General features: G+C 41.2%; 10 protein-coding genes. 9 read left to right on the top strand and 1 reads right to left on the bottom strand.

The genetic code is table 11. From position 1 onward, the window contains the following. The first annotated feature begins 2 nt into the window (after positions 1 to 2). The 4 genes from B4F31_RS11850 (at position 3) to B4F31_RS11835 (ending at position 3,667) form a co-directional block, all read left to right on the top strand. Positions 3 to 1,376 (top strand): HlyD family secretion protein, encoded by a 1,374-nt coding sequence (locus tag B4F31_RS11850; RefSeq protein WP_075326124.1) that lies wholly within the window; start codon positions 3 to 5, stop codon positions 1,374 to 1,376. 8 nt (positions 1,377 to 1,384) lie between these two features. Then, positions 1,385 to 2,761, top strand: a complete 1,377-nt coding sequence (locus B4F31_RS11845) for a TolC family protein (RefSeq protein ID WP_093305342.1) — start codon at positions 1,385 to 1,387, stop codon at positions 2,759 to 2,761. Positions 2,762 to 2,853: 92 nt separating this feature from the next. Further along, the gene (locus B4F31_RS11840; protein ID WP_093305340.1) at positions 2,854 to 3,171 is read left to right on the top strand and encodes a hypothetical protein; all 318 of its coding nucleotides are present in this window, start codon (positions 2,854 to 2,856) and stop codon (positions 3,169 to 3,171) included. A gap of 1 nt (position 3,172) precedes the next feature. After that, entirely contained in the window at positions 3,173 to 3,667 is a 495-nt protein-coding gene (locus B4F31_RS11835) for a DUF2231 domain-containing protein (protein WP_093305338.1), read from the top strand. A 221-nt stretch (positions 3,668 to 3,888) separates the two neighbouring features. Here the strand turns inward: B4F31_RS11835 and B4F31_RS11830 are convergent, their stop codons facing one another. Then, complete coding sequence (locus B4F31_RS11830) at positions 3,889 to 5,139, bottom strand: S8 family peptidase (protein ID WP_075326120.1); 1,251 nt, start codon at positions 5,137 to 5,139, stop codon at positions 3,889 to 3,891. 394 nt (positions 5,140 to 5,533) lie between these two features. On the opposite strand from B4F31_RS11830, the gene B4F31_RS11825 reads away from it, so the two are divergent. Genes B4F31_RS11825 through B4F31_RS11805 form a run of 5 tightly spaced genes read left to right on the top strand, consistent with a single transcriptional unit; the run spans position 5,534 to position 12,503 of the window. Then, on the top strand, positions 5,534 to 5,674 hold the full coding sequence (locus B4F31_RS11825) for a hypothetical protein (RefSeq protein WP_156858136.1): 141 nt from the start codon (positions 5,534 to 5,536) through the stop codon (positions 5,672 to 5,674). Continuing rightward, the gene (locus tag B4F31_RS11820; RefSeq protein ID WP_286761371.1) at positions 5,671 to 6,822 is read left to right on the top strand and encodes an NAD(P)/FAD-dependent oxidoreductase; all 1,152 of its coding nucleotides are present in this window, start codon (positions 5,671 to 5,673) and stop codon (positions 6,820 to 6,822) included. Before B4F31_RS11825 ends, B4F31_RS11820 begins: the two co-directional genes overlap by 4 nt. A 20-nt stretch (positions 6,823 to 6,842) precedes the next feature. Beyond that, a complete protein-coding gene (locus B4F31_RS11815) occupies positions 6,843 to 8,150 on the top strand; it encodes a TolC family protein (RefSeq protein ID WP_286761370.1) in 1,308 nt (435 codons plus the stop codon). A gap of 10 nt (positions 8,151 to 8,160) precedes the next feature. Further along, the gene (locus B4F31_RS11810; RefSeq protein WP_286761369.1) at positions 8,161 to 9,237 is read left to right on the top strand and encodes an efflux RND transporter periplasmic adaptor subunit; all 1,077 of its coding nucleotides are present in this window, start codon (positions 8,161 to 8,163) and stop codon (positions 9,235 to 9,237) included. Between the two features lie 26 nt (positions 9,238 to 9,263). After that, positions 9,264 to 12,503 carry an efflux RND transporter permease subunit gene (locus B4F31_RS11805; protein ID WP_286761368.1) on the top strand — a complete coding sequence of 1,080 codons (3,240 nt, stop codon included), beginning with the start codon at positions 9,264 to 9,266 and terminating at the stop codon, positions 12,501 to 12,503. The last annotated feature ends 120 nt before the right edge of the window (positions 12,504 to 12,623 follow it).

Here is a 12,623-nt window from a genome sequence, read left to right as displayed (position 1 = left end):
ATATGCTGAATATTTCTGAAGAAAAATTAAACGAGCGTATAGATATTTCTGACTCTAGATCGGGGAAATTCGTTTTTAATAGAAAACACTACACTATATTTAATAAGGTGCTAATTGGCCTTTTTTTATTATTTATAATTATTCTCTTTTTACCCTGGACACAAAATATAAGATCTAGTGGAAATGTTACCACGCTAAGCCCGGAACACCGCCCACAAACCATACAATCTCCCATCCCCGGGAAAATTGAGCAATGGTATATTAACGAAGGGGATTTTGTAAATAGAGGAGATACTATTTTAAGAATTTCAGAGGTGAGTAGTGATTATTTTGATCCTTTATTAATCAATAGAACTTCCAGCCAAATAGACGCCAAACGCCAATCGGCCGACTCCTATGACGAAAAGATAGAAGCACTTAGGCAACAATTAGAAGCGCAGCAGCAAGAACGGGAGTTAAAGCGAAGTATGGCCACTAATAAACTGGCGCAAGCCGGCTTAAAGGTTCGTAGCGACAGTATTAAACTGGAAGCAGCAAAAACCGAGGTAGAAATTGCCAAAACGCAATTTGAACGTATGCAAACCCTGCAAGAAGAAGGTTTAAAATCTTTAACCGATTTGGAAGCGAGGCGTTTAAGATTGCAGGAAGCCCAGGCCCAACTAATTGCGCAAGAAAATCAACTTTTAGCCAGCCGTAATGAAGTAATAAATGCTGAAATTGAAATAAACCGAATTTCTGCTGAATACGCTGATAAAATTTCTAAAACCAGGCAGGAAATTTTTACCACTCAAAGCAACCAATTTGGTACTCGCGCTGAAGTTGATAAACTTCAAATTCAGCTTTCAAATTACCAACAGCGTAGCAATTTATATTATATTCTTGCACCCCAGGATGGTTACGTAAATAAAGCTCTACGCGCAGGTTTAGGTGAAACTTTTTCACAAGGAGAGCAATTAGTAGGTATAATGCCTTCCAACTATCAAATGGCGGTAGAAACGTATGTTAGGCCATTAGATTTACCACTTATGCATGTGGGCGAAGAGGTTCGTATTCAGTTTGATGGTTGGCCCTCAATAATTTTTAGCGGCTGGCCCAATCTTTCTTATGGTACTTATGGTGCCGAAGTAGTTGCGGTAGAAAATTATATTTCAAAAAATGGTAAATACCGTGTTCTCCTCGCCCCTGATCCCGATGATAATCCCTGGCCGGAACAAATAGGAATTGGCAGTGGTGCGCAAACTATAGCCCTCTTAGAAAATGTTCCTATTTGGTATGAATTATGGCGAAACTTAAATGGTTTCCCCCCTAACTATTACGAACCGGGAACCGGTGACAATACTGAATCTCAAGCGGCAAAAAGTAATAATAAAAAGTAGCCAAATAAATGCGCTTTGTACACTATTTTACAATCCTATTCTTTATTTGTTCTTCGGCAGTTGCCCAAACAGACAGCCTGAGTTATACCGAATTTTTAGATATTGTAGTAAGTGAACATCCTGTAGTTAGCCAGGCAGGATTGGTAAGAAATATAGGTGATGCCGAAGTACAGGCAGCAAGAGGTGCATTTGACCCTCGCTTTGAGGTAGATTATAAAGAAAAAGAGTATAAAGGTACCGAATATTACGACCTTCTTGATGCCCAATTACAAGTACCTATGTGGTACGGATTAAAATTAAAAGGCGGATTTCAACAAAATCAGGGCGCCTATGTAAATCCGCAAAACAAAGTGCCAGAACCCGGTTTATTTCAGGCAGGCGTAGTTTTATCGGTGGGAGAAGGACTTTGGATTAATTCTAGAATGGCGGGTTTACGCAAAGCCCAGGCCTATCGGGACCAAAGCCGGGCCGAGCAGCAATTAATGATAAATGATATTCTTCTGGATGCTTCGTTTGTATATTTTGAATGGTTAAGAGCGCACCAGAAATTACAGATTTTTGAAGATTTTCTAGAGAATGCAAATGAACGCTATCGCGGAATTAGGCGCGGCGCTCAAATGGGCGAAGTTGCAGGGATAGACACCGTAGAAGCAAGCCTAAATATTCAAAAACGTAGACTCCAGGCTAACCAGGCCATTGTAGAACTCAGAAAAAAACGGCTGGAACTTTCTACCTATTTATGGGACCAAGATCAACCGCTTATTTTACAGGAACAGGTAAGACCCGTAACTACCGAAGAAGTTTTCCGTACTTTAATTTCTGAAATTCCTGAAGCAAATTTAGATACCCACCCGCAATTAGAATTTTACAGGAGAAAAATTGAAGCGCTCCAAATAGAAAAACGCTATCGCATTAATCAGTTATTACCCAAAATAGATTTGGAGTATAATTTCCTTTCAGAAGAACCCGAAAACTTTGAAACTTTTAATGCCAGTGCGTACAAAGCGGGTGTAAAATTTTCTATGCCATTATTTTTAAGAAGGGAACGTGGCGATCTTAAGATAGCCGAATTTGAGCTGCAGGATGCCAAATTAGAGCTAAACCTTAAAGACAACCAGTTACAAGCCAAAATTAATGCCCTGGAACAACAACTTCAGGCATTTTTAGAGCAAATTGAAATGACAGAACAAATGGTGGTAGATTCTAATGCATTACTTCAGGCAGAAGTGCGTAAATTCAATTTTGGAGAAAGTTCAATCTTTTTAATAAATACCCGCGAAACCCGGTTTATAGAGGCCAGGCTGGAGCAATTAGATCTTCAGGTTAAATATTTAAAAACCCAGGCAGAGTACCTGCAGGCCCTGGGGAGAAATCCTGCGCAGTAAATTTCACTGCACACGTAATTACTCCTTTAGGTTTATTCTATCCAAACATATTATTTGTAACTTTAAAATTAGATAATCAAAAAATTAAAATTATGATCAGTAAAATTTTTAACTCAGTTGCTTTTATAGGCATTTTTCTTTTTATGGTTTCTTGTGGAGAAAGTACTGATACCGTAGAATCTGGAACTTACCAGGGAACAATAGAAGAGGTTGAACCTTCTAAAGATGAGATTTACGTAAAAACAAACGATAACAAGACTTTAGAGTTGTATTTCAAGGAAACTACCGAGTTAACCCGAAATGGAAGCACTGTAGATTTTTCAGAATTGAAAGAAGGTCAAAAGGTTGAAGTTGAAGTAGAAAAAGTGGGAAAACGTTTAGATCCCATTTCTGTAAAAATTATGGAATAAAATGAATCAGTTACCTGATTTTTGGCGGACAGAGGTTTTTCATCCTCTGTCCGTTCATTTTCCTATCGCCATTTTATTAGTTGCTTTTTTGTTTAAGTTAATAGCGCTGGGCTCGGCAAAAGAAGTCTGGAAACAAGGAGGAACTATACTACTTTTATTAGGTACAATAGGAGTTTGGATTGCAATTTATACCGGTAATCTAGCCGATGGTATTGTCTCACGAAAAATTTGTGATCCCACCGTTCTTAAACAACACCAAAACCTGGCGTATATTACCGCCTGGCTTTTTACTGCCTCCCTCCTTCTTGATCTATTAAAATTTTCAAGAATTCGATTACTTACCCAAAAGAAGAATTTATTATCTATTCTTTGTATCGTTACATTATCAATAGGCTCCGGTTATCTTATGTATGTTGGGCATTTAGGCGCCACCTTAGTTTACCAACAGGGAGCAGGCGTTTATCAACCATCAGGCGATTGCGCTGAATTTAATTAATAGACTTTATTTTAATAATATCAGCTTTACCAAAACTCCCTCAAATTAAAAAGAGCTTAAGTGGGGCTGATAACAAGGAAAAGCGGAAATAAGAAATAATCAGTTTCCACATGTATTATTCCGGGATGTTCTAATTAATGAACAACGAATCATAAAAGCATTAACTAAATAAAAAAGCACCGCCCTGGCGGTGCTTTTCAGTATAAAATTTAAGCTATTTTTTAGTGTACAATAATCGCATCTGCCGTTCCATCTGGATCTCCATTTACAGTTCCATCAGTAGAGGCACTTCCTAATAATAGAACTCCGGCTGCATGTGGTGAAGCCATAGAAGTACCACTTATTGAATTATAACCACCGTCTTTCCAGGTAGAATTAACCGCAACTCCTGGAGCAGCGTAATCTACCGGCGGATTTCCGTAGTTAGAAAAAGAAGCCCAGTTATCGTTAGAATCCATTGCAGAGATCGTTACGATATTTGCTCCGTTTACTCGCGCAGGAGAACTGGTATTCGCATCAGAACTTTCATTTCCGGCTGCAAGAGCGAAAATAATTCCGTTTTGTGAAGCTGAAAGTACTGCGCTATCTAAGGCATCTGAAGTTGGACCACCAAGACTCATATTGGCAACATCGCCAGCACTTCCGTAAGCAGCAACGTGATCTACACCGGCTATTACGCCAGAGTAAGAACCACTACCACGACTATCCAAAACTTTTACAGGAATAACTGAAGCTCCCGGTGCTACCCCAACAACTCCAAAATCATTATTTAAAGCTGCGATAGTTCCAGCAACGTGTGTTCCATGACCATTACCATCATCGGTAGATTTTCCATCTCTTCCAGAGGTAAATGCATTGAATCCTCTTGAAGCATCCACATTAAGATCTGGATGATCTGTGTCTATCCCGCTATCAATTACCCACGCAACATTAGAACCAGTGTAAGAAGCTACTCCATTAACCCGGGTAATTCCGTAAGGTACATCCTGGGAAGAGTCTCCTCCCCCATCGTCTCCATCTCCCGGATCTTCATCACAGGGCCCGCCGTTTGGCGTTCCACAAGGAGGGGCAAATTGCACAATTCTATCTTCCTCGATGAAAGCAATTTCTTTTTTACCTCTTAAAGCTTCCACCTGCTGCAGGTTAAGTTTAAGGGCTGCACCATTAATTGTTTTACTATAAACAGCTAAAAGTTCAGTGTCAGGAATATTAGCTTCAGATAATACCCTTTTGGTAGTATTAGCCACTTCTTCCTGAGCTTTGGTATAACTTTCCGGATATTTTGAAGAAGCATTTCCGGTAATATCTTCATTAAAAACTACGATATACTGGCCTTCAATAATATCGGCTGAAGAAGGAGCTACCAATTCTTCATCCATAGGTTGTTCTCGTGCTTGGTCCTGAGAACATGAAACAAAAAAAGCGGCAGCTATTGCAGTTACCGCGAACGATTTAAAGTTTTTTAAATCCATAAAAATAAAATGTTTGATTAATAAAAGGTTAATAGATTCGTCTAATCTATCACTTTATCGACAATTTCCAAACTTTTATCCTAATAATTTGATAATATGATTATTTTAATTTTATAAAATTTTCAGTCTGGCCCTATTTATTTCCAGGGATTCTTAAGAGATAAAATTATTTTTTAATGTAAGTATTTTCTTACTATGAATTAAAATTTCAACAGGTTTCCAAAAACCTGATTTTCCTCATAGGACCCTAAAAAATATTCCCGTATACCCACCTGCCAACCAGACCTGTATGTAACAAAAGTTGCTTCCCACAGGTAATCCACCCACTAATTTTGTCATCTAATTAGAAATAAAATTGTTTGAGGATTGACCTCAACAACATAAAAATTGAATAATGAACAACCTACAAGACTACTTAAGAGAAATCCTGATAGAATTTCCAAAAATTTTGGCTTCTATGGTGCATCCCACAGCACCAGCTGAAGCTATTGCAATAAGCATTCACAGCATCAATTTTAAAAATAATCAATTATGAAAACCATCTTAGTATTAGGAGCCGGACAAGGCGGAATTGTCACTGCAAGAGAACTGAGCAGACACAGCGGGAATGAAGAAGATATCAATCTTGTAAAGATCCTGGTTTTCGAGAAAGAGGAAACCAACGTGTATTCGCCATCTCTCCCATGGATAATGGTTGGAAAAAGCAAACAGCAGGAGATCATAGAACGTACAGATAAACTGCAGGCTTCAGGCCTGGAAGTTATTAGAGGGGAAATAGAAAACATAGATCCAGAAAATATTGCTGTAACCGTAAAAGGGAAGCAGTATAAAGGAGATCATATGGTAGTTTCCCTGGGCGTGGAGCAGGCAGATGTTTATAACCTTGAACAATTTGGCTTTAATTTCTTTACCCTAAAAGGAGCTCAGGATTTTTATGCTGAACTAAAAAAGTTTGACGGAGGTGAAGTTGCTATTTTAGTTTCTTCCCTTCCGTTTAAAAGCCCGGCAGCGCCTTATGAAGCTGCGATGCTTATAGAAGATTTCGTAAGAAAGAACAACCTTCCTAAATCCACTAATATTTCTCTGTATACGCCTGAAGCCGGCCCAATGGAATTCGCCGGTGCTGAAGCTTCGCGGGAACTAAAGGAACTGCTGGAAAAAAAAGGGATCAAATATTTCCCAAACCACGAACTGAAAGCTGTTTCAGGAAATGTACTGGAATTCAGCAATGGAGAAACCTATGCTTATGATCTCTTGGCCTATACTCCACTGCACCAGCTACCCGGGGTGATCAAAAAGAGCGATTTAGCAGGAAATTCCGGATGGGTAGATGTGGATAACAAGACCTTGGAAACCAAATATGAAAATGTTTATGCGATAGGAGATATCACCCACGTAAAAGCTGAAACCGGATCTGTGCTTCCAAAGATCGGGGTTTTTGCAAGACAACAGGCAGCGGTAGTAGCTCATAATATTGGCAGAATACTTTCAAATCAAAAACCAGATCAAACTTTCGTGCCCGAAGGAAAATACTTTATCGAAGCGGGCGAAGGTAAAGCCAGTGAGACCGGAGGAAGGTTTTCGGCTACCGGGAAGAATGAGGTAAAGATGAAAACCCCCGCCCAGTGGGGACATTTCTCCAAATGGTGGGATGAAAAATTCTGGTTCTTCAAAAACTTTTAATCAGAGATAATATACAAACGATGAACATCAAATATATATTTACAATGTTGGCTTTACTGCCGGGGCTATGGTTACAGGCGCAGGAAACGAAGCCCATATCCTTAAGTGAAGCCGTCCAGCTGGTAAAGGAAAACAACAGGGAGATCAAGATCTCACAGCAGGAGTTCCTCGAATCCAGGGGAGATTACCGGCAAACAAATTCAATCTTTTTACCAAACGTGGCAGTTTCCCATACCGGGATGACCACTACCAATCCTTTGATGGCTTTTGGGTCTAAACTGAACCAGGAAATTGTTACACAGAGTGACTTCAATCCTGATTTTTTAAACAATCCTGAAAGGATCAACAATTTTGCCACAAAGATCGAAGTGGAGCAACCGCTTATCAATTTAGACGGGATCTACCAGCGAAAAGCGGCAAAAAAGAAAATGGACGCCACTGCTTTACAAACAGATCGAACCATAAACCATATGGTGCTGGAAGTGGAGAAAGCTTATATGCAACTGCAACTCGCACACCAGGCAGTAACAGTTTTAGAAAGCGCCCAAAAGGCAGCACTTGCCAATAAGAAACTCGCGGATGACATTTATAAACAGGGATATCTGCAAAGATCAGATGTACTTTCAGTAGAAATAAGGGTTTCTGAAGTCAATAATCAGCTTCAGTATGCAAAGAGCAATGTGATCAATGCATCAGATTATCTGGCATATCTTTTAAACGAACCAGTAAATATTATTTTCGAACCTACAGATCCTTTGGAAGTTTCAATTCCTGTTCAGGAAAATATTGAAACTGTTTCTAAAGACAGAGCAGATATTCGGGCAATGGAACTGGCGACTGAGGCTTACGGCGAAATGCTGCAGGCAGATAAAATGTTTTTTCTACCTCGTCTGAATGCCTTTGGAAGCTATGAACTTTATGATAATGAAATATTTTCTGGCGATGCCAGCGGATATCTCGCAGGCATTCAGTTGAAATGGGACTTGTTTGAAGGTTACAAGCGCTTCGGAAAACTTCAGAAAAGTAAGGCAACTTATGAAAAAGCCAGGCTGGAATATGATTCCTATGTTTCCAAAAGCGAAATGGAACGCAACAGGGCAAGCCGGGCAGTAAAGGATGCCGAAAATAAGCTGAACCTAACCCGACTTGCACTGGAACAAGCTGAAGAATCTTTGCGCATACGCTCCAACAGGTTTGAACAGGGGCTTGAAAAAACCAGCGACCTGCTTACGGCCGAAGCACAATATTCCCAAAAACAACTGGAATACGCACAAACAATCTTCGAATACAATTACGCACAGGCACATCTCGATTTTTTAATTAAATAACAGTCTTTTTATGAAAACCAAATTATATATCCTGAGTCTTTTGGGAGCAACGACCCTACTCTTTAGTTGCGGGGACTCTTCAGAAAAAAATATTACAGAAAATACTCCGGCAGTGGAAGTTACCGTAGAAACTCCTTCAGAATCTGATCAATCTTTCCTCACTTTTAGCGGAAAAATAGAAGCCGTTGAAAATGCCACTTTAAGCACCCGAAATATGGGCTATGTAACCCGCGTAAATGCAAAAGTAGGCGATAAGGTAAAAAAAGGTCAGCTGCTTATCGAGATCAATAATGCGGACCTGCAGGCAAAGCGGGCGCAGGTAAATGCAGGAATTACTGAAGCCACAGCGGCCTTTAGAAATGCAGAAAAAGATTATGAGCGATACAGTTCATTGTTTGCAGATAACAGCGCTTCCCAAAAGGAGATGGATGATATCACCGCCCGGTATGAAATGGCAAAGGCCAGGCTTGAAGGTGCCAGGCAGCAAAAAAACGAGATCAACGCGCAATTCGCTTATTCCAATATTGTCGCACCATTTAGTGGGATAGTTACTTCAAAAAATGTTGAGGTTGGGGATATGGCAAATCCCGGTATGCCGTTGCTAAACTTGGAAGTTCCGGGAAAATTTGAAGTAAGGGCAAGTGTTCCGGAATCTGAAATAGCTTCGGTTAAACAGAGAACACAAGTGGATGTACAGGTGAAATCTTCAGGAGAAACCTTAAAAGGAATAGTTTCAGAAATAAGCATTTCCGCAAAGAATTCAGGCGGGCAGTATGTGGTAAAAGTCGCATTAGACGAGACCGATGCTTCGATTTATTCGGGGATGTATGCCAGCGTTCAGTTTCCTACCACAGCTAGAGAACACCGGGACGTTGTTCTCATTCCGTCTTCAGCACTTGTGACACGTGGCGATCTCCAAGGAATTTATACTCCTAGCCAGCAAAATACAGCCATTCTAAGATGGGTGCGTCTGGGCAGAACGGTTGGGGATGAGGTGGAAGTTCTTTCAGGTCTTAATGCCGGGGAGTCTTATATCTCTTCAGCCGAAGGGAAATTATATAATGGGGCCAAACTCGAAATTCGATAAGCCTTCAGCAAAAAAACTACTAAGAAATGAAAGAAGGATTAGCAGGCAAAATTGCCAAAGGTTTTATGGATTCGAAGCTTACGGTGCTACTAATGATCGTGTTTATGGTCATTGGAGTGTACAGTTCGTTTTTGATCCCCAGGGAAGAAGAGCCCCAGATTGACGTGCCAATGGCCGATATCTTTGTTGGTTATCCAGGTGCAAGCTCCACAGAACTTGAGTCGCGGGTGATACAACCGCTGGAGAAAATGGTTTCCAATATTCCCGGGGTAGAATATATCTACTCCACTTCAATGAAGGAACAGGGAATGGTGACCGTGCAATTCCTGGTGGGCGAAGATATTGAACGCTCCTATGTAAAGCTTTATAATGAACTTATGAAGCATATGGACCAGATGCCGCTGGGCGCCACGATGCCGCTGGTAAAAACCCGCGCCATTGATGATGTACCCGTGCTGGGCCTTACTTTGTGGAGTGAAACTTATGATGATTACCAGCTTAGGCAAATTGCCAATGAGCTTACGCACGAAATAGAAAAAGTGCCCGATGTTTCCATTACTAACAAGATTGGTGGTCGTAGCAGACAAGTGCGCGTCGTGCTGGACAAAGATAAAATGGCATCCAGTGGAGTGGATTTTCTTGGGGTGGCTGAAATGATTCAGGCCAGCAACCAGCAGCTTTCCTCCGGCAGTTTCAATCAAAATGATACTGAATTTCTGGTGAACACCGGAAGTTTCCTCGAATCTGCTGAAGATGTGGAGAACCTGATCATTGGCACTCAACAGCAACAACCGGTCTATCTGTACCAGATTGCTGAAGTGATCGAAGGACCGGAATTACCCAAGGAATATGTTTCTTTTGGCTACGGAAAAGGCTCTGCAGCGGGAAGTAATTTTTCTTCGGAATATCCTGCAGTGACCATATCGGTGGCTAAGATCAAAGGGGCGGATGCTATGAAAATAGCCGATGTGATCATTGATAAGGTGGAACACCTGAAAACAAATCTTATACCTGATGATGTACACGTTGAAGTTACCCGAAACTATGGAGAAACAGCTTCTCATAAAGTGTCAGAATTACTGCTGCATTTGATCGGGGCCATTATCGCAGTTACCCTGGTGGTGATGCTGGCTATGGGCTGGCGCAGCGGACTAGTGGTTTTCCTTTCTGTCCCTGTGACTTTTGCACTTACGCTGCTTAGTTACTATTTGCTGGATTACACGCTTAATAGAATTACCCTTTTTGCTCTTGTATTTGTAACAGGAATCGTGGTAGATGATTCCATTATCATAGCCGAAAATATGCACCGGCATTTCAAGATGAAACGGCTGCCGTTCAAGCAGGCGGCGCTTTATGCCATTAACGAAGTGGGAAACCCGACTATCCTGGCCACTTTCACGGTGATTGCTTCGGTATTGCCAATGGCTTTTGTAAGTGGATTGATGGGACCTTATATGAGCCCGATGCCTATTGGAGCTTCCATTGCAATGATCCTGTCATTATTCGTAGCACTAACTATTACACCATACCTGGGGCTCATCTTTTTAAGAGAGAAAAGCAAAGGCAAAGACAGTGTTGAGAAAGAATCGGCAGAACAAATTGAGGACACTAGAATATATAAGATCTATAATAAACTGGAAAGGCCGCTTATTAACAACAAAAAGACCCGCTGGATCTTCCTGGGTACCACTATGCTGTTGTTGTTGGGCTCTGTTGCCTTGTTCTTTACCAAATCGGTCGCTGTGAAAATGCTTCCGTTTGACAACAAGAATGAATTCCAGGTGGTGATAGATATGCCCGAAGGCACAACTTTAGAGCGAACTGCGACTGTTTCCAGGGAAATTGGGCAGTACCTGTCCCAAAGACCGGAGGTGGTGAATTATCAGAGCTATGTGGGTACATCTGCACCCATAACCTTTAACGGACTAGTAAGACATTATGACCTGAGAGGTGCAAGTAATACGGCCGATATTCAGGTAAACCTGAAAGACAAGAGCGAAAGAAGTGAGCAAAGCCACGACATCGCGAAAATATTACGACCCGATATTCAGAAGATTGCGGCAAAATTTGATGCCAATGTGAAAATCGTGGAAGTACCACCGGGACCTCCTGTAATGTCAACAATTGTTGCTGAAGTCTACGGACCCGATTACGAGAAGCAAATGGAAATTGCTGATGAGATCCAGAACATATTAAAACAAACCCCAGATGTGATAGATGTGGATTGGATGGTAGAGGCAGACCAGACTGAATATCATTTTGAGATCGACAAAGAGAAAGCAATGCGCTATGGAATTGCTCCGCAGCAAATCGTTTATACAATGAATGCCGCTTTGGGGGAAAGAGCAATTGCACATTTATATGATGAAGATGCTACTCAAAGAGTGGGAATCCTTCTTGCTCTGGCAGAGCAGGAAAAATCCACTCCGGTAGATATTTCCCAGATCAAAATGGTATCACAAACCGGACAAATGGTGAGTGTGGCAGATCTTGTTCAAATCGAGGAAAAGGTGAGGGAGAAAAGCATTTTCAGAAAGAATCAAAAGCGCGTGGTGTATGTGCTGGCAGATATGGCCGGAGAGCTTGAAAGTCCTGTTTATGCCATCTTAGGAATGGAGGAGAAATTAAAAAAGATCGAACTTCCTCCCGGTTATGAGCTAGACGAGCTTTACATACAACAACCCGAAATGGAAGATGATTATACCGTAAAATGGGATGGAGAATGGCAAATTACCCTTGAGGTCTTTAGAGATCTTGGAATTGCCTTCCTGGGAGTGATCTTTATCATCTATATCCTAATTGTTGGTTGGTTCCAAAACTATCGTGCGCCAATCGTGATGATGGTAGCCATTCCGCTTTCCCTAATTGGGATCGTACTTGGGCACTGGATCATGGGAGCCTTCTTTACCGCTACCTCTTTTATAGGGATGATCGCCCTTGCAGGAATTATGGTTAGGAACTCGGTGCTGCTCATCGACTTTGTGAACCTACGCCTGGAAGACGGAATTCCGTTGAAACAAGCAGTGATAGAAGCCGGTGCTGTGCGAACTACTCCTATTCTTCTAACTGCAGGAACTGTTGTAATAGGTGCATTCGTGATACTATTTGACCCAATTTTCCAGGGGCTGGCAATCTCATTAATGGGAGGAACTATTGTCTCTACGATTCTTACGCTGCTGGTAGTGCCTTTAGTGTATTATATCATAGAGCGCAAGAAATATGAAACACGGGAGAAAAAAGAAATTGTTGTTGAAGAAAAAAACTGAGGAAGTGATGTAAGACAGTTTGGAGTTGTGGGTTGTCGGTGATGAGCGCTGGAAAAGCAATAACTGATAACTCACAACCTAAAACTGAGAACTGAATCACCATTAAACTTTGAACATTAG

The sequence above is a fragment of the Salegentibacter sp. UBA1130 genome, from assembly GCF_002311535.1.
GTDB lineage: Bacteria > Bacteroidota > Bacteroidia > Flavobacteriales > Flavobacteriaceae > Salegentibacter > Salegentibacter agarivorans.
This window is presented reverse-complemented; position numbering and strand designations above follow the sequence as displayed.